Annotated in this window: 13 protein-coding genes; 7 read left to right on the forward strand and 6 right to left on the reverse strand. The window is 58.7% G+C overall.

Annotation, left to right across the window (positions count from 1 at the left end):
• Positions 1-62 precede the first annotated feature (62 nt).
• Entirely contained in the window at positions 63-1,373 is a 1,311-nt protein-coding gene (locus AC3WRD_RS28645) for an MFS transporter (protein ID WP_102622673.1), read from the reverse strand.
• A 171-nt stretch (positions 1,374-1,544) separates the two neighbouring features.
• On the opposite strand from AC3WRD_RS28645, the gene AC3WRD_RS28650 reads away from it, so the two are divergent.
• From AC3WRD_RS28650 to AC3WRD_RS28665, 4 genes are all read left to right on the forward strand, one after another.
• On the forward strand, positions 1,545-2,669 hold the full coding sequence (locus AC3WRD_RS28650) for a sugar diacid recognition domain-containing protein (protein ID WP_102622672.1): 1,125 nt from the start codon (positions 1,545-1,547) through the stop codon (positions 2,667-2,669).
• A 91-nt stretch (positions 2,670-2,760) separates the two neighbouring features.
• Positions 2,761-3,900, forward strand: a complete 1,140-nt coding sequence (locus AC3WRD_RS28655) for a glycerate kinase (RefSeq protein WP_102622671.1) — start codon at positions 2,761-2,763, stop codon at positions 3,898-3,900.
• A 224-nt stretch (positions 3,901-4,124) separates the two neighbouring features.
• Complete coding sequence (locus AC3WRD_RS28660) at positions 4,125-5,750, forward strand: methyl-accepting chemotaxis protein (RefSeq protein ID WP_102622670.1); 1,626 nt, start codon at positions 4,125-4,127, stop codon at positions 5,748-5,750.
• 41 nt (positions 5,751-5,791) lie between these two features.
• Positions 5,792-6,979: a pyridoxal phosphate-dependent aminotransferase gene (locus tag AC3WRD_RS28665; protein ID WP_102622669.1), complete on the forward strand. Its 1,188-nt coding sequence runs from the start codon at positions 5,792-5,794 to the stop codon at positions 6,977-6,979.
• A 150-nt stretch (positions 6,980-7,129) separates the two neighbouring features.
• Here AC3WRD_RS28665 and AC3WRD_RS28670 read toward each other — a convergent pair whose 3' ends face one another.
• From AC3WRD_RS28670 to AC3WRD_RS28690, 5 genes are all read right to left on the reverse strand, one after another.
• A complete protein-coding gene (locus tag AC3WRD_RS28670; protein WP_102622668.1) occupies positions 7,130-8,098 on the reverse strand; it encodes a 2-hydroxyacid dehydrogenase in 969 nt (322 codons plus the stop codon).
• Positions 8,099-8,119: 21 nt separating this feature from the next.
• Positions 8,120-9,418 (reverse strand): MFS transporter, encoded by a 1,299-nt coding sequence (locus AC3WRD_RS28675; RefSeq protein ID WP_102622667.1) that lies wholly within the window; start codon positions 9,416-9,418, stop codon positions 8,120-8,122.
• A 64-nt stretch (positions 9,419-9,482) separates the two neighbouring features.
• The gene (locus AC3WRD_RS28680) at positions 9,483-10,433 is read right to left on the reverse strand and encodes a sugar kinase (protein WP_102622666.1); all 951 of its coding nucleotides are present in this window, start codon (positions 10,431-10,433) and stop codon (positions 9,483-9,485) included.
• Positions 10,426-11,208 (reverse strand): sugar phosphate isomerase/epimerase family protein, encoded by a 783-nt coding sequence (locus tag AC3WRD_RS28685; RefSeq protein WP_102622665.1) that lies wholly within the window; start codon positions 11,206-11,208, stop codon positions 10,426-10,428. Before AC3WRD_RS28685 ends, AC3WRD_RS28680 begins: the two co-directional genes overlap by 8 nt.
• A gap of 102 nt (positions 11,209-11,310) precedes the next feature.
• Positions 11,311-12,339 carry a LacI family DNA-binding transcriptional regulator gene (locus AC3WRD_RS28690; RefSeq protein WP_102622664.1) on the reverse strand — a complete coding sequence of 343 codons (1,029 nt, stop codon included), beginning with the start codon at positions 12,337-12,339 and terminating at the stop codon, positions 11,311-11,313.
• A 203-nt stretch (positions 12,340-12,542) separates the two neighbouring features.
• Here AC3WRD_RS28690 and AC3WRD_RS28695 point away from each other — a divergent pair, with 203 nt between their 5' ends.
• From AC3WRD_RS28695 to AC3WRD_RS28705, 3 genes are all read left to right on the forward strand, one after another.
• A complete protein-coding gene (locus AC3WRD_RS28695) occupies positions 12,543-13,334 on the forward strand; it encodes a hypothetical protein (protein ID WP_146013108.1) in 792 nt (263 codons plus the stop codon).
• A gap of 90 nt (positions 13,335-13,424) precedes the next feature.
• Positions 13,425-15,422 carry a hypothetical protein gene (locus AC3WRD_RS28700; RefSeq protein WP_102622662.1) on the forward strand — a complete coding sequence of 666 codons (1,998 nt, stop codon included), beginning with the start codon at positions 13,425-13,427 and terminating at the stop codon, positions 15,420-15,422.
• A gap of 191 nt (positions 15,423-15,613) precedes the next feature.
• Entirely contained in the window at positions 15,614-17,875 is a 2,262-nt protein-coding gene (locus AC3WRD_RS28705; RefSeq protein WP_256580576.1) for an autotransporter outer membrane beta-barrel domain-containing protein, read from the forward strand.
• Positions 17,876-17,896: the final 21 nt, after the last annotated feature.

The raw sequence follows: 17,896 nt of genomic DNA on the forward strand, positions 1-17,896 counted from the left end.
ACGTGGGAACGATCAAACGAAAAACGGCCCGAAGTGGGCCGTTTTTGTGTGCCTGCCAATAATCAGGCCCGCAACGTCCGCGTCATCCGCAACGCCAGCAGACTCCCGCCAACAATCACCCCCGCCAGCAGATACAACGCCGCATCCGTCGACCCGGTGCTGTCCTTGACCCAACCCACGAGGTAAGGGCTCAAGAACCCCGCCATCTGCCCCATGGAGTTGATCAACGCCAACCCGCCCGCCGCAGCACCCGCGCTCAGCATGGCAGTCGGCACTGGCCAGAACATCGGCAAGCCGGTCAACGCACCCATGGTCGCAATGGTCAAACCGAGGATCGCAATCGCCGGATTCGCCGCGAAGTTCACCGCGATCAGCAGGCCGACAGCGCCCATCAACATCGGCACCACCAAATGCCAGCGGCGTTCTTTGCGCAAGTCCGCCGAACGCCCGACCACCAGCATGAACACCGCCGCCAGCAGATACGGAATCGCACTCAACCAGCCAATCACCAGGTTGTCGCTGAAACCGAGGTTCTTGATGATCGACGGCAGCCAGAAGTTGATCGCGTACACGCCGCTCTGGATGCAGAAGTAGATCAAGCCAAACGCCCAGATCGCCGGGTTCTTGAACACCGCAATCAGCGAATCGGAAGTGGTTTTCGGCTTGTTCGCCAGGTCTTCCGCCTGATCCGCTTCCAGCACCGAACGCTCATGCGGGGTCAGCCATTTGGCGTTGGCGAAGTTATCGCTGAGCAGGAAGTAGGCGAGTGCGCCCAGTATCACGGTCGGAATACCTTGCAGCAGGAACATCCACTGCCAACCGGCAAGGCCACCTTGGCCCGCAGCGAAGTGATTCAGGATCCAGCCAGAAAACGGGCTGCCGAGCAGGCCCGACACCGGGATCGCCGACATGAACAGCGCCATGATCCGGCCACGGCGAAAGGTCGGGAACCACTGCGAGAGATAGAGCACCACGCCTGGGAAGAACCCGGCTTCGGCGGCGCCAGTGAACAGGCGCAAGGTGTAGAACTCGGTCGGTGTAGTGACGAACAGCAGGCAGGTCGACAGCGTGCCCCAGGTGATCATCATCAGCGCAATCCAGCGCCGTGGGCCGAATTTGGTCAGGGCCAGGTTGCTCGGTACCCCGCACAGCACGTAGCCGATGAAGAAGATACCGGCACCAAGGCCGTACACGGTTTCGCTGAATTTCAGCGCGTCAAGCATCTGCAGTTTGGCAAATCCAACGTTGACCCGGTCGAGGTAGTTGAACAGGTAACAGATGAAGATGAAGGGGATCAAACGCAGGGTGACGCGTTTGTAGACGGCATTTTTATCGTCATCGATGGTCTGGGTGGCAGCGGCGCTCTGCGACATGGCGGCTCTCTCTTTATTATGATTTTTTGCGATGCAAAGGGTAACGTTGATCGCCCTGAGAGTCTCGGCCACCTTTGGCCGGATTGTCTTTGTGCCTGAGCACAGGGTTTGCCGCCAGACCCTGTGCGGGTGAACAACCGTCCGCGCCTGTTTTCAAGGATTCCAGCCCTTATGTTCGAACTCGATCACGACCTCGCCCAGGACATCGTCGACCGGGCCATGGCCATTTTGCCGTACAACGTCAACGTCATGGACAGCCAGGGGCTGATCCTCGGCAGTGGCGAGCCGGAGCGGATCAACACCCGTCACGAAGGTGCGCAACTGGTGCTGGCCAACGGGCGAGTGGTGGAGATCGACGCGCAGACCGCCGTGCATTTGAAAGGTGTGCAGCCGGGGATCAATCTGCCGCTGCTGCTCGATCAGCGTTTGATCGGTGTGCTCGGGATCACCGGTGAGCCGGAGCAATTGCGCACTTACGCCGAACTGGTGCGCATGACGGCTGAAATGCTGGTCGGCCAGCGCAATCAGCAATCCGAGCAGCAGTGGCGGCGGCAACGCTGCGATGACTTGCTCGCGCTGCTGTTGAGCGAAGCAGGGGACTCGCCGCGTTTGGTCGATGAAGCTCAGCAACTCGGGCTGAAACCGCAACTGACGCGGGTGCCCTATCTGTTTGAATTAGGTCTGGAGCATGGGCCGGGGCAGACCGTCGAGGCGCTGAGTGCCTGGTTGATGACGCGCTATCCGGACAGCTGGTGCGTGAGTTCCGCGAAGTCGTCACTGCTGTGGTGCCGGCCAGCGAGTCAGAACCTCGAGCATGATCGTTTGCTGGAAAAACTCGATGGCCTGGGCTGGAACATCCTGCGCATCGCCGTCGGTGGGCAGGCCGATGGGCTGGCCGGGTTACGCCGTTGCTATCGGCGGGTCGGCGACTTGCTCGCCTATGGCCGCGAAGTGTTGCCACGTTCACGGCTGCTGACTCTCAATCGCTATCGCTTGCCGGTCATGCTCTGGCGCCATCGCAACGATGATGCGCTGGATGAACTGCTCAAACCGTTGCGCAAGGTCATCGCCAAGGACAACAACGGCCAGTTGCTCGCGACCCTGCGCAGTTGGTGCGATCACGACGGGCAGAGCCAGGCTTGCGCGGATGCGTTGGGGATTCATCGCAACAGCCTGCGCTATCGGATGGAGCGAATTGCCGAGTTGAGCGGGGTCGATCCGCTGAGGCTCGACGGCATGTTGGCGCTGTATCTCGGGGTGCAATTGCTGCCGCAGACTGACGATTTGTCGAAATGAACAATAAACGCCTATCCAACTTGTGCAGCGGACAGGCGTCAACGCGCAAAGCGACTGGCAGCATGAGGGGCATTGGAACTGGAGAATTCGCATGAAAATCGTCATCGCCCCCGATTCGTTCAAGGACAGCCTGAGTGCCCAAGGCGTTGCAGAAGCCATTGCGCTGGGTCTGGCGCAGGTCTGGCCGCAGGCGACGCTGGTCAAATGCCCGATGGCCGACGGTGGCGAAGGCACGGTGAAGTCGATTCTCGCCGCGTGTGAAGGTGAACTGCGTCGCACCCGCGTGCGTGGTCCGTTGGGTGCGGCGGTCGAAGCGGCGTGGGGCTGGTTGCCGCATAACCACACCGCGATCATCGAAATGGCCGAGGCCAGTGGTCTGCAACTGGTGCCGCCGGGGCAACGCGATGCGTGCATCAGCAGTACCTTCGGCACGGGCGAATTGATCCGCGCAGCGCTGGATGCCGGCGCACAACGGGTGATCCTCGCCATCGGCGGCAGCGCCACCAATGACGGCGGCGCTGGTGCAATGCAGGCGCTGGGCGTGAAGTTGCTGGACGCTCAAGGGCAATCACTGGTGCCGGGCGGCCTCGCGCTGGCGCAACTCGCCAAACTGGACCTCAACGAACTGGACCCGCGTCTGGCGCAAGTCCGTTTCGACATCGCCGCCGACGTCAACAATCCGCTGTGCGGCCCCCACGGCGCCTCGGCGATTTTCGGCCCGCAGAAAGGCGCATCACCCGCGCAAGTGCAGCAACTGGATCAGGCGCTGGGCCACTTCGCCGAACTCTGCGCGCAAGCGTTGGATAAAGACGTTCGTGATGAGCCGGGCAGCGGTGCAGCGGGCGGACTGGGTTTTGCAGCCAAAGCGTTTCTCGGCGCGCGGTTCCAGGCCGGGGTTGAAGTGGTCGCCGAATTGGTCGGGCTGGCCGATGCAGTGAAAAGCGCAGATCTGGTGATCACCGGGGAAGGGCGCTTCGACGCGCAGACCCTGCGCGGCAAAACCCCGTTTGGCGTCGCGCGGATCGCCAAGCAACACGGCGTCCCCGTGATCGTCATCGCCGGCACCTTGGGCGAGGGCTATCAAGAACTCTACGGTCACGGCATCGATGCCGCATTCGCCGTCACCAGCGGTCCGATGACGCTGGAACAAGCCTGCGCCGAAGCACCGCGTCTGCTGCGCGAGCGCGCTACGGACATTGCCCGCGTCTGGCGCATGGCGACTCCGGACTGACCTGTCACCCATCATCTAAAACGTCGGGTGTTTCAATAGCGAAACACTCGCAATAATTTGAAAAATATTTGTTCTTTACCTGCAAAATTCCTCAAGCCTGGCCGATATAAAGATCAGGCGCACACAAGACTTCCACAAACAGTGACGCCGGACTGAAGCCCGCCCTCGCGGGCCAGTGATTACGGCATGGATGCTCTTAGCTTCGACTTTCCGAGAGCCTTCCTATGTCCTTGCGTAATCTGAATATCGCGCCCCGTGCCTTCCTCGGTTTTGCCTTTATTGCCCTGCTGGTGATCGTGCTCGGCGTGTTCGCCGTCAACCGCATGTCGGTCATCCGCCAGGCCTCTGTCGAAATGCAGACCAATCAGTTGCCCAGCGTCACTTACCTTGGCGTGGTGACGGAAAACGTATTGCGCCTGCGGATCCTGTCGTTCCGGATTCTGGTCAACCGTGACACTGCCGGCCTGCAAGAAGCACAGACTCGCATCGGCGTGCTGGTGGACAAGGTACGCAGCGCTCAGGCCGCCTACGCCGCATTGCCGGCCGAGAGTGAAGAGCGCGCGCAATACCAGGCTTTCGCGACGACCCTGGACAACTACCTGCAAGCCCAGAACCAGATGATGGACTTGTCGCGTCAGGACAAGGTCGAGGACATGCGCACCCTGATCAACACGAAGATCAAGGACGGCACCGACCAGATGGGCGAGCAGCTCAACAAACTGATTGCGATCAATGCCGCCGGTGCCAAGGACGCGTCCATTCAGGCCGGTGAACACTACGACAGCGCGATCACCGGCATTGTCATCGTGGCGGTCTTCGCAGCATTTGCCACGGTGCTGTTGGCCTGGTTGCTGACCCGCAGCATCGTCACCCCGTTGAACCGCGCCGTCGCTGCCGCACAAACCATCGCCGGCGGCAACCTGACCAAAACCATCGAAATCGACGGCAAGGACGAACCGGCACGCCTGCTCGAAGCCCTGGCCGCGATGCAGGCCAACCTGCGTAAAACCATCGAACAGATTGCCGGTTCCGCCACGCAACTGGGCGCCGCTGCCGAAGAACTCAGCGCCGTGACCGAAGAGGCGTCCCGTGGCCTGCAACAGCAGAACGACGAAATCGAACAGGCCGCCACCGCCGTCAACGAAATGACCGCTGCGGTGGAAGAGGTTGCACGCAACGCGGTGTCGACTTCCGAAGCGTCGAACCAGTCGACCCACGCCGCCCGCGAAGGTCGCGACCAGGTGGTGAAAACCGTCGACGCGATCCAGACCATGACCCACGACGTGCAGAACACCGCGCAAATGATCGAAGGCCTGGCTGCACAGGGCCGTGACATCGGCAAGGTGCTGGACGTGATTCGCGCCATCGCCGAACAGACCAACCTGCTGGCGCTCAACGCCGCCATCGAAGCAGCCCGTGCCGGTGAAGCCGGGCGCGGATTCGCCGTGGTAGCGGACGAAGTTCGCGCACTGGCTCATCGCACCGCGCAATCGACCCAGGAAATCGAAAAAATGGTCGCCGGCATCCAGAACGGCACCGGCGAAGCGGTCGAGTCGATGCAGCAAAGCAACCAGCGCACCCAGTCCACTCTTGAAATGGCCCGCGCCGCTGGCGTCGCACTGGAGCAGATCACCCAGTCGATCAACCAGATCAACGAGCGCAACCTGGTGATCGCCAGTGCCTCGGAAGAGCAGGCGCAGGTGTCCCGTGAAGTCGACCGCAACCTGGTCAACATCCGCGACCTGGCCACCCAATCGGCCGCCGGCGCCAACCAGACCAGCGCCGCGACCCATGAACTGTCGCGCCTGGCGGTGGATTTGAATGCGATGGTGGCGCGGTTTGTGATTTGACCTAGGGTGAAGGCTGGAGACCGCGCAATCAGGAGACGTACATGCGCTATTCAGCCTTGACCCAACGAATCGCCGGGGAGGGAGCAGCGGCCTGGCGGATTCACGACCGAGCGCTGGAGCTGCGCGCCGGGGGCATTGATGTCTTGCTGCTGTCTGTGGGTGATCCGGATTTCGATACGCCGCTACCGATCATCCACGGCGCCATCGACAGCCTGTTGGCAGGCGATACCCATTATTCCGAAGTGCGTGGCCGGCTGGAGCTGCGCAAGCGGATTGCCGAGCGCCATCGGCGACGCAGCGGCCAGGATGTCGATGCCGACCATGTGATCGTGCTGCCCGGCGCGCAATGCGCGGTGTATTCGGTGGCGCAGTGTCTGCTCGATCCGGGCGATGAAGTCATCGTCGCCGAACCCATGTATGTCACCTACGAAGGCGTGTTTGGCGCTTGCGGCGCGACCGTGGTGCCAGTGCCGGTTCGTCCGGAAAACGGCTTTCGAGTCGACCCGGCGGATGTCTCGGCGCGGATCACCCCCAGGACCCGAGCCATGCTGCTCAACAGTCCCAACAACCCTTCCGGCGCCAGTCTGTCGCTGTTGATCTGGCAGGAGCTGGCGGCGCTGTGCATTCGTCATGACCTGTGGCTGATCAGCGATGAGGTCTACAGCGAATTGTTATACGAAGGTGAACACGTCAGCCCGGCGAGCCTGCCGGGCATGGCCGAGCGCACCGCGACCATCAACAGCCTGTCCAAATCCCACGCGATGACCGGGTGGCGCATTGGCTGGATGATCGGACCGAAACCGTTGGCCGAGCATCTGGTGAATCTGTCGCTGAGCATGCTGTTCGGTCTGCCGGACTTTGTGCAGAAAGCGGCGCAAGTGGCGCTGGAGAAAGATCTGCCGGAAGTGACGCAGATGCGCGAGGAATACCGTTTGCGCCGGGATCTGGTGTGCGAACGGTTGCGCGGCTGTCCGGGGTTGTACCCGATCAAACCGGATGGCGGGATGTTCGTGATGGTCGATGTGCGCCAGACCGGGATCGGCGCGCAGGACTTTGCCGAGCAATTACTGGAGGGGTATGGGGTTTCTGTGCTGGCCGGTGAGGCGTTCGGGCCGAGTGCGGCGGGGCATATTCGCATCGGGCTGGTGGTGGATCGGGTGAAACTGGCGGATGCGTGTTCAAGGATTGCCTTGTGCGCTGCGCAACTTTTGCAAGTGCGCAGCGCCTGACCGCTTACGCTGATCGTTCCCTGAGGGTTTACTCCTGATCGTTCCCACGCTCTGCGTGGGAATGCCTCAAGGGACGCTCTGCGTTCCAGCTCTGGAAGGGACGCGGAGCGTCCCGGGCTGCATTCCCACGCGGAGCGTGGGAACGATCAATCAAGGGAGGGGATTCACCAGGTTGGCGGGCCTTTCACCCGCCAACGCCGTCAACAGATTCTCCACCGCACACCGCGCCATCGCTTCGCGCGTTTCATGGGTCGCCGACCCCATGTGCGGCGTTGCCACGACGTTGTTCAACTGCAATAACGGCGAATCGTGATTCAGCGGCTCGCGTTCAAACACATCCAGCCCCGCCGCGCGAATCCGGTTATGCCGCAACGCTTCGATCATCGCGGCTTCGTCCACCACCTTGCCCCGGGAGATGTTGATGAAGATGCTTTCCGGGCGCATCAACGCGAACTGTTCGGCGCCGATCAAGCCTTCAGTCTGCGCAGTCAGCGGCAATGTCAGGCAGATGAAGTCCGCCTGCTGCAACAGATCCTCCAGGCTGCGGTACTGCGCATCGAACCGCGCTTCAACCGCCGGTTTGCGCGACTGACTGTGATAGATCACCGGCATGCCAAATCCGAAATGCCCACGCTGCGCCAACGCCTCGCCGATCCGACCCATGCCGATGATGCCCAGCATCTTGCCGTGCACATCGGTACCGAAATGCGCCGGGCCGATGCTGCGATGCCAGTGACCGCCGCGCACCATGTTCGCCAGTTCCACCACCCGCCGGGCGGTGGCCAGGATCAACGCGAAACCGGTGTCGGCGGTGGTTTCGGTGAGGACGTCCGGGGTGTTGGTCAGCAGGATCCGGCGCCGGCTCAGGTAGTCGATGTCGTAGTTGTCGACACCCACCGAGACGCTGGAAATCGCTTCAAGCTGCGGCGCCAGATCGAGCAGCGCTGCGTCCAGTTTCAGGCTGGCGCCAAGCAGACCGTGGGCGGCGGGCAGGGCGTCACGCAGTTTCATCAGACCATCCGCGTCGAGGCTGTCGATCAGCGTTACATCAACCTGTTCTTGCAGACGCGCCATCAGAGAAGGCGAAAGTTTCTTGTACAACACAACCTGCTTTTTCATCGCAGTGATCTCTCTATCAATTCAGGAGTGGGCCGGCAGCGGACGCGGTGCGACTCGCTTGGCCGTCACCCGGTCGCTGGCGCCGGGCTTGAGGAAAATCGTCAGTACCACCGAGAGCATCAGCGCGCCGCTCATCAACAGGTACGAAGCGCCGGGCGAACCGGTGGAGCTGTTCAGGTAGCCGACCAGATACGAGCCGCCAAACGAACCGAGGGCGCCCATGCTGTTGATCAGCGCCATGGCACCACCGGCAACGTTGGCTGGCAGGATCTCCGGCACGATGGCGAAGAACGGCCCGTAGGGCGCGTACATGCAGGCGCCGGCAATCACCAGCAGCGTGTATGACCACCAGAAATGCTCAGCACCGAGGGCGTAGGAGCCGTAGAACGCCACCGAGGCAATCAGCAGCGGCGGCCAGACGAAACGTTTGCGCTTTTGCAGTTTGTCCGAGCCCCACGACACCAGCAGCATGCCGATCACTGCCGCCAGATACGGCAATGCCGACAGCCAGCCGGCCTCGATCATGTCCATCTGCGCGCCGGCCTTGAGGATCGACGGCAGCCACAACACAAAGCCGTAGACGCCGATGCTCCAGCAGAAGAATTGCAGCGCCAGGATGATCACCTTTGGCGAGCGGAAGGCTTCGGCGTAGTTCTTCACCGCTTTGATGCCGACCTGTTCGGCGGCGAGAGCGCTTTCCAGATCGTGCTTTTCCCGGTCGCTCAGCCACTTGGCCTGAGCCGGACGATCATCGGCGAGTTTCCACCAGATGAATGCCCAAAGCACCGCCGGCAACCCTTCGATGATGAACATCCAGCGCCAGCTGAAATGCTGCACCAGGTACCCCGAAACCACCGACATCCACAGCATGGTTACCGGGTTGCCGAGGATCAGGAAGGTATTGGCCCGTGAGCGTTCGGCGCGGGTGAACCAGTGGCACAGGTACACCAGCATCGCCGGCATCACCGCCGCTTCGACCACGCCGAGCATGAAGCGGATGACGATCAGCCAATAGGCATTGGAGACCACGCCGGTCAACGTGGCGAGCCCGCCCCAGAGGATCAGGCTGACGAAGATCAGTTTCTTCACGCTGTGCTTTTGCGCGTAGATCGCGCCGGGCACCTGGAAGAAAAAGTACCCGAGGAAGAACAGCGCGCCGAGCAGCGAGGACAGGCCCGGCGTGATCATCAGGTCGGCGGCCATCCCGGAGGCAGCAGCGAAGCCGTAATTGGCGCGGTCCAGGTACGCCAGGCTGTAGGTGATGAACACGATCGGCATGATGTACCACCAGCGGCGGGTGGCGAGGGTTGCGGTTTTCATGGTCTTGCTCCTGAGCTTGTTGTTTTTGTCGCAGCAGGTTCAATAGATTGGTTGTTGCGTGTGCTCACGCCGCAGCGTGGGAACGATCAGCGGTGAGTTCGGATCGGGTCGGCAAACCCTCCATGTCGCCACGGCTCTGCACCGCCCGGCTGCCAATCCAGTTGGCGCGTCTGACGGCTTCGGGAAAACTCAGGTGCTCCAGCAGGGCACTGATCATCCCCACCGCAAATCCATCCCCGGCGCCGACCGTATCGACCACGGTTTCAACCGGCACACCGGCTACAAAACCCTGATCCAGATGCGTGCGGTAATACGCACCCTGCGGCCCAAGCTTGATCGCCACGGCTTCGGCACCTTGATCGAGATAGAACGCAGCGATGTCCGCCGGGTCTTCAAACCCGGTCAGCAACCGGCCTTCGCTCAACCCCGGCAACACCCAGTGGGCGAGGGCGGCGAGGCGGTTGATTTCGGTGATCATCTCCCGTTCGCTGGCCCACAGGCTCGGGCGCAGGTTCGGGTCGAACGACACGCTGCGCCCGGCGTTGCGCATGCGCGTCATCAGCTCATGGGACATTTCCCGGGCCGATGCTGACAGCGCCGGCGGAATGCCGGTGGCGTGCAGATGCCGGGCGCCGAGCAGCGTTGGGTTGATCGACTTCGGCGACAGGTGACTGGCCGCCGAGCCTCGACGGAAATACTCGACCGTCGGATCGCTGCCGTCATCGTTGCGCGACTTGAGCTGGAAACCGGTCGGGTGTGCTGGATCGACTTCAACGTGGCTGCAATCCAGACCCTCTCCGTGCAGGGTTTCGACCACGAAGCGACCCAGCGAATCGGCGCCGACCCGACTCAGCCACGCAACGTTGAAACCCAGTCGTGACAAGCCGATGGCCACATTGCTGTCGGCCCCGGCAATCCGCCTGTGGAACTGGTCGACGAATGCCAGATCGCCGCTCTGTTCGGCGACAAACATGGCCATGGTTTCGCCGAACGACAGAATATCGATCTCAGACATGAGCAGGCTCCAGACGGGATTGGCCTAGGCGGGCGAGGGCGGCGACGTGTTCTGTGGTGAGTTGCACCAGGTCTTCGCCCTGCAACGGATACTCGGCGGCGCGCATAACGCCTTGGGCCATGTGCCGCAGCAGTTGTTCCCACAGATGCAGGTCGGTAGCGGCGGGCGGCACCGCCACCAGTTTGCCGTCGGCTCGCCGGGCCACGGCTTTGCAATGCACATAGCCGACGTGACGGCCCAACAACCGTGCGGCGCTGCTGGCGGACTGGTCTTGCCACTGCCAGTTGCCGATATCGAAGGTCATTTTGATCGGCAGGTTGTGTTGCTCGACGGTGGCGAAGAAGCGCTGGAACGGTTCGATGCGACCGCCATGCAAGGTCTGATCGTTCTCCACCAGCAGTTGCACCGGACTTTGCGCAAGGATTTGCGCCAGCGTCTGCAGATCGTTGTTGTCGGTGAAGAAGCCCAGCGACACTTTCAGCCACTTCGAACCGAACGCTTCGGCGTTTTGCAGCGCGGTGATGAGTTCGGGATTGGGGCGTGACTGGCCGGCCAGCCACAGTTCGGTGGGCGAGGAGTAGATGCTTTGCAGGCCTTCGGCTTGTGTTGCGGCGGCGAGCTGTTCGGGGACCTCGTTGGTCAGCAGCTCTTCGCGCCATTCGATGCGATTGGCGCCGGCTGCGGCCAGCACCTCGATGAACGAGCCTTGGCCGCGACGGCGAACCAGGTCGGCGCCGTAGCTGGACAGGCTGATGGAAACGGCAGGTTTATTCATTGTTATCTACCTCTGAAACCGGTTTCATTTTTGTTCAAAAAAAATCAGCAAGTTGTGCGGTGCTCTTTCGGGCCTCTTCGCGGGCAAGTCGAAGAGGCCGTGTCAGTCACCACAGAATCCACGGGTCGAACCGCGCTCAATCAACACCGGCGAAAAATCCATCACACGCGCCAGTTCATCATCCCCACGCAAACGCTTGAGCAAACACTCAAACGCCCGCGCACCAATCTCCTCTGTAGGCTGGGCGAGGGCAGTAATCCCGCTGCCCACCAACGGATACCAATCCAGATCATCCAGCGCGATCACCCCGACATCCTCGAACAACCGGCAGCCAATCTCGCGCAAGGCCAACGTGCAGGCCAGCGCCGCCACGCCATTGGCACAGAACAGGGCTTTCGGGCCTGAATCAGGTGTGTTCAAAAAGGTTTGAAGATCGTTCGCAAGGCTCGAACCGGTTTCCAGCACCGCGCCGTTCATGCGTTGGCGCTGGCCGATCTGTTGCTGAAAACTGCTGACCCGCTCGATCCGCGAACTGGTGCCGTCATAGGGTTCAGTCACCAGCAGTGCATCGCGATAGCCACGCTGCTGAAGATGCTCCAGCGCCATTTCGATGGCCCGCGGGTTGTTCAGCCCGACCATGTCGCTGTCGAGCCCGTCGACCTTGCGATCCACCAGCACCAGCGGCATTTCCCGCTTCAACTCATCCAGCTCCTCCCGGTGATGGCCCAGGGTGTTCACGATCAGCCCTTCGATGTTGTACGAGCGCAACAGCGCCAGGTGCTGGCGTTCCTGCTCGTCATCGCGGTCGGTGTTGCACACCACCAGGCTGTAACCGTGTCGGCGGCAGGCGGTCTCCACTCCGTGCATCACGGCAATCGAATAAGGGTTGCGGATATCGGCCACCAGCATGCCGATCAGGCGGGTGCGGCCGCGTTTCAAACCACGGGCCATCTGATTGGGGCGATAGCCAAGTTCGGCAATGGACAGCTCGATGCGCTGGGCAATGGCATCGGAGAGCAGGGCACGGTCATCGCCGATGAAGCGCGAGACGCTGGCCTTGGACACGCCAGCGTGTTCGGCGACGTCGAGCATGGTCACGCGGCTGCGCTGGGCGGCGGAGAAGTCGTTCATGTGGATGGACCTTGTTTTTATACGTCGTGAAACCGGTTTCAGGAAACCTCATCAGCCGTGCTACGTCAACCGGGATATTCAGTGAATGATCGGAAAAATCTGACAGGCGGTAGTTTTACCTGTCAGATCTGACAGTAGGCCGATACCGAGAACTGGCGCCTAATTGATTCCAGCGCAGGCTTGGCAATCGATGGGAAATGACCATGTCCAACAACAATATTCTGGTTTACGACGCTCCAAAAATAGAAGGAATGTCCGATAACGATGTTTTGATCCCGTCTGATCTTTTGAAGAACGGCATGAATGTCGTTATTCCAGTCTGGCCACAACAGTCGCCTAACGGTCAAAAGGACACGCTGAACGTCCGGCTTACTCGAAATGGCATCGAAGAATTCAAATCTACAACTCAGTACACAACACCGATTACCTTGCCCGAGATCATTATTCACATCGGGTCTGAGTACTTAGTCAATGACGGTGATGTAGTCCTTTTATACGATACGCTTAACTATTTGAATAACCCACACCCGTCTCTACCTCGGCCCTTGACCATTGACCACACACCGGTTCCCGTGGATCTCGTGCGGCCAGGTTTCCCCAAGGCAAATATTTGGGGGGAATTTAATTGTTATACCCAGCCAGCGATATGGTTCGGTGTGGAAGTTAAAGTTCCCCCTCTGCCAACGTTTAGCAAGATTGGGGATACTTGCACCGTCGAGTGGTTTGGTTATTTAAGTCCGAATGCCAGCGGAACGGTTATTCCGGGGACCTATAAAAAAATCGACAAACCAATATTGACCAATCAGGAAATCGCCCTGGGTTTCTCTGTCACGGTTGAACCGTATGTGCCTCACATAGAACCCATGGAAAAAAACGCATCGGCTATGGCCAGGTACTCAATTTATCGTGGCTCGAAGTTGATTGGCTCTTCGCTGGATGGCGTGGTCAAGATTGATCGATACCCGGCAGGTTCAAATCAACCATGCGGCCCTTGATTGTATTGGAACGAAGTTTCACCCCTATGCACCGACTTTCGCGGCGAGCTGGACGAGGTGCTTTTATGTATGAGAAATGGAGATCATGGCATGAACACCAAAGTGACAAATACGGCATTGACCAAAAAAGTTTCGCTGCAAAGCGGTGGCACTGTTTTACTGGATGGCGCCACGATTGACGGTCAGATTCCCGGTGATGGGCGCATTCGTGTTGAGAAACTTAATGCGGATTTGGCCTTTACAATTCCCAAGCCACCTTTCGAATATGACGACCCGAATGATCCAAACCGAAATGATAAATTGAGTATATTTCTGCGTGTAGAAAACAACCCGACACCAATACCACTCGTCACAGGTTTGAATTTGGGCCCGATTGTCAATCGTCAATGGCCGATGCCCTTCACCATTCCACGTGCGGAACTCAAGGAGCTGCCGACCCCAGAGCTACCTACGGTATATAAACTGGTGTATATCCTCTTTGCCCGTGGGACCAATCCAAACCCGGAGGCCATCACTGAATACCGCATCGACCGGACAGCCCCCTACCGAATCAAGACCCCTGCATCCAACCTGTCGCCGCCGGCGATATCTTTCCCCACGGACCTGCCACCTTCCCAGAAGATTAACGATACCTATCTGGGGCAACACCAAAACGGTATCGACATCACGATCACCCTGGCTGCCAACTATGACCCGACAGACGTTTGCGACATCTACTTTGGCATTCTGTCTGACCCGGCGTATGCCACACCAGTCATGGCAAACGAAGCGATACCTGCGACCGGCATCATCAATATCCCGCTTGGCATTCTTCAGGACCTCAAAGAAGGATTGAATACAATAACCATCATATTTAAGGACCTGGCAGGCAACATCAGCCTTCGCTCCAAACCCGAGCAGCGTACCGTCGAACGTCTGGCCCCACCTGTGGCGCTGGAACCTTTTGTGCCTTTGGCAGGTGGAACCGGCGGGGATGACGTGATTGACGTTGCGGACTGCGTCACCGGGGTGACTGTCGAAGTTACAGTGCCACTGCCCAGCACACCAACTGACTCCATCAGGTGTTATTGGGGGAATACTCTGCTAGTTCCTGAACAACTTGTTGGCACCAATAAAATATTGGTTTTTCCTGCGGAATACCCAGTCATCAAAACCGAATACGGCGTGACGGATGTCGATGTTTCAACAATCGCAAGTTATGAAATGTTTCGACAAGGGGTCCTGGCGCCCATTGCAACACACAGTACGTCTTTCAAAGTCAATATCTACCAGCCAGGCGGCCCGAATCCGGACGAACCCAGTGACGTCAATCCGAACTTTAAAAAGCCTCGATTGGTGTCCTCCCAAGGTGTCGACAATAAGTTGGACGATAACGACCACGGCAACGATGCGGATATATTCGTCGAGCTACCAGCCACACCACCAGCAGCATCCGGCCAGTTTGTCACGGTTTATTATGACGGCGTACCGCTGACTCCCGACTATTATTTGACGCCGGGAGATGAAGGCAAGGATATCAAGATGGCCGTAGTCCCATGGATACTCATCGAGCTGAAGCCAAACGGGCTCATTCCGATTAAATGGACGCTCTCCGAGGTGCTGGGACGTAATCCGGTTTCTTCATCGAATCAAGACGTTGATGTAAACATCACCAAAGTCGACTTGCCGAAACCCGTGGTCGACGGTCTTGTCTTTGACAGTATCTCCTGTCCGACACTGAACTTCATACCGCCTGGAGATGGTACCAATCGACGGAATCTGAAAGTCGTAGTGCCTTTCAGTCCTTCAATGGTAAGTGGGCGCACGGTAACGCTGACATGGGAAGGCTTCACTGACTCAAGCGCGAGCAACCCGATTTCGGGAAGCAAGGTATCGGTCCCTCTCGTAGTTCCAACGCCTGCACCCGCGGCGGGTATGGAATTCTTGATTGGTGATTACATGACCCACCTGAAACCCGTATCGAATGGATACGGAAAACTGACCTATACCATTTCAAGCGTTGTGCCAGAGTCGGATTCTGCCGTCCACTTTGTATTCCTGGAGGATAACAATGGCGACTATTGCGAAGTCGCCAATCCGCTTCCTTGATCGAATGTTCAAACGTTTTTTGGGGGTATGAATTCGATTTCATGCCCCCTGAGCGTTTGATATTTCAACGAGATCTGGCCGTTTATGCCGGGCGATTTATCGCCTTCGAAAAAAGGATAAGTCCTACATAAAAAAACGTAGTTGCTCGATAGTCTTGCGCCCCTTCAAAAACGAGATGACGACGTCTCGTAGTGCTCGATCCTTTCTCGAAGCAGGTGGCCTTTATGCACTTTCGTTCACTCCATCAATTTCCAATCAAAAATCTGTGCTTGCCTTTGTTGGTGATTTCTCCTTTTGCCAGCGCTGCACCTGTGGTGGGGGGAACCGCGACGGTCAACACAGGGGATGCCATTGAAAGCTGGTTTCTCAGTCAGAACGCTACATTGAATGTCAATAATGCCCAGACACTGACGATCAGTGCCGATAACTCGGCAGTGAATGTCAATGCCGGAAGCAGCACCCAGGGGATCAGTGCCTCGAACAACTCGACGGTGAGCCTGAACGGCGCCACTGTCACAGGCACGGCGGGGCAGTCGGGGTTGCAGCTTGTTTCGAGTCTGGGCAACGTCAACAACAGCACGGTCAGCGGAGATGCCTTCGGCTTGTCGGTCTTGCGTTTCTTTGGCACGCAAGACGGTTCGACGGTCAATGTTACGAACAACAGCGATATCAAGGGCGTCGATGCCGGTGCTTTCGCAACCTCCCACAGCCTGGTCAATATCACCGACTCGACACTGGAAGGCACCGCCGCCACGGGATATGGCCTCTGGCTGCAAAGCGCCAACGGCGTCGCTAAAAACAGCACGATTACCGGCGGTCAAAACGGTGTCTTCATTGATCTGGATCTGACCGGCGTTGCACCGGCAACCTTGAATCTGGACAACACCACCGTACAGGGCAAAAACGGTTCTGCCATCGTGGTGGATTTCGACAACGCCGGTACATCGACCGCCACCTTGACACTGAACAATTCGAGATTGCTCGCAAGCAATGACACGCTGCTCGAGGTCAAGGGTGGGGCGGATGTCTCGATGACCGTCAACAGCAGCACGTTGAAGGGCAACATCGTGACAGAAGCCGGCAGCACGACCGGACTGACGTTGCAGAACAACTCCACCTTGACCGGCCGTCTCGAAAACGTTGCCAGCGCAACGATCAATGACACCTCGCAGTGGGTACTCGTGGATAACAGCCAGGTCGGAAAACTCGCGCTCAATGGCGGTTCGGTGAAGTTTGGAGCAGATGATGCGTTCTATCAGTTGAACGTTACCGACCTGTCGGGCAATGGTAATTTCATCATGGCAACGAACCTTGCAGACGGCCGGACCGATAGGTTGATTGTAACAGGGACGGCCAGCGGCTCTCACAAACTGCTCATTTCCAGCAGCGGTACTGATCTGGCTGCCGGTGAGCCCGTCACCGTTGTCAAAACCAATGGCGGAACCGCAGATTTTTCGTTGTCGGGAAATGTGACGGACCAGGGTGCTTATTCCTACGCCTTGGCCAAGAGTGGCAATGACTGGATTCTTGATCCAAGTACACGCACCGTCAGCCCGGCAGCGCGGTCAGTCATGGCATTGTTCAATACTCCGTTGCCAACCTGGTATGGCGAGTTGAAATCACTGCGAACCCGGATGGGCGAATTGCGTTACAACCCGGGTCGGTCAGGGGCGTGGGGAATTGCCTATGGCAACAAGTTTCAAATTGCCGACGGTTCAGGTGTGGGCTATGAGCAAGCTCAGCGCGGATTCACCCTCGGTACCGATGCTGCACTGGCAGAGGATTGGGTCGTCGGGATCATGGGCGGCCAAAGCGAATCGGATCTGAATCTGGATGCTGGCACCTCTGGCAACGTCAAGAGTGTCTACGGCGGCGCATACGCGATCTGGATGGCGCCGAAAAGTGGCTACTACGTGGATGCGGTCCTGAAAGTGAACCGTTTCAACAACGATGCCAAGGTTGGTTTGAGCGATGGCTCCCGCGCCAAAGGCGACTACGACAATACGGGCGTAGGCGGATCGGTGGAGTTCGGTCGACATATCAAATTTGACGACGGCTACTTCATTGAACCGTTCACAAAGTGGTCGGCGGTGGTGATTCAAGGCAAAAGCTTTTCACTGGACAACGACCTGCAGGCCGATGGTGGACGTGCACGATCTTTGTTGGGAGAAGCAGGCGTGACTGCGGGTCGCAACTTCAAGCTGAACAATGACTTTGAGGTTCAGCCTTACGTTCGGGTTGGCGGTGCATATGAGTTCGCCAGGAACAATGAAGTGAAGGTCAACAACAATGTATTCAAGAATGACCTCTCAGGGGCACGCGGAATGTTCGGGGCGGGTGTCGCCGCTTCTGTGACGGACAAGCTGCAGATGCATGCGGACTATGAATACAGCGACGGCAAGAACTTCCGTCAACCGGCTGGATTGACACTTGGCCTGCGATACGCGTTTTGACGACAGCTGAGAGGTGTCAGC

Source organism: Pseudomonas sp. FW215-R2 (assembly GCF_058789255.1).

Excerpts from the sequence above, each read along its gene's own strand:
- AC3WRD_RS28660 (WP_102622670.1), top strand. The coding sequence starts at position 4,125 with ATGTCCTTGCGTAATCTGAATATCGCGCCCCGTGCCTTCCTCGGTTTT.
- AC3WRD_RS28680 (WP_102622666.1), bottom strand. The coding sequence starts at position 10,433 with ATGTCTGAGATCGATATTCTGTCGTTCGGCGAAACCATGGCCATGTTT.
- AC3WRD_RS28650 (WP_102622672.1), top strand. The coding sequence starts at position 1,545 with ATGTTCGAACTCGATCACGACCTCGCCCAGGACATCGTCGACCGGGCC.
- AC3WRD_RS28700 (WP_102622662.1), top strand. The coding sequence starts at position 13,425 with ATGAACACCAAAGTGACAAATACGGCATTGACCAAAAAAGTTTCGCTG.
- AC3WRD_RS28675 (WP_102622667.1), bottom strand. The coding sequence starts at position 9,418 with ATGAAAACCGCAACCCTCGCCACCCGCCGCTGGTGGTACATCATGCCG.
- AC3WRD_RS28655 (WP_102622671.1), top strand. The coding sequence starts at position 2,761 with ATGAAAATCGTCATCGCCCCCGATTCGTTCAAGGACAGCCTGAGTGCC.
- AC3WRD_RS28695 (WP_146013108.1), top strand. The coding sequence starts at position 12,543 with ATGTCCAACAACAATATTCTGGTTTACGACGCTCCAAAAATAGAAGGA.
- AC3WRD_RS28690 (WP_102622664.1), bottom strand. The coding sequence starts at position 12,339 with ATGAACGACTTCTCCGCCGCCCAGCGCAGCCGCGTGACCATGCTCGAC.
- AC3WRD_RS28645 (WP_102622673.1), bottom strand. The coding sequence starts at position 1,373 with ATGTCGCAGAGCGCCGCTGCCACCCAGACCATCGATGACGATAAAAAT.
- AC3WRD_RS28670 (WP_102622668.1), bottom strand. The coding sequence starts at position 8,098 with ATGAAAAAGCAGGTTGTGTTGTACAAGAAACTTTCGCCTTCTCTGATG.
- AC3WRD_RS28685 (WP_102622665.1), bottom strand. The coding sequence starts at position 11,208 with ATGAATAAACCTGCCGTTTCCATCAGCCTGTCCAGCTACGGCGCCGAC.
- AC3WRD_RS28665 (WP_102622669.1), top strand. The coding sequence starts at position 5,792 with ATGCGCTATTCAGCCTTGACCCAACGAATCGCCGGGGAGGGAGCAGCG.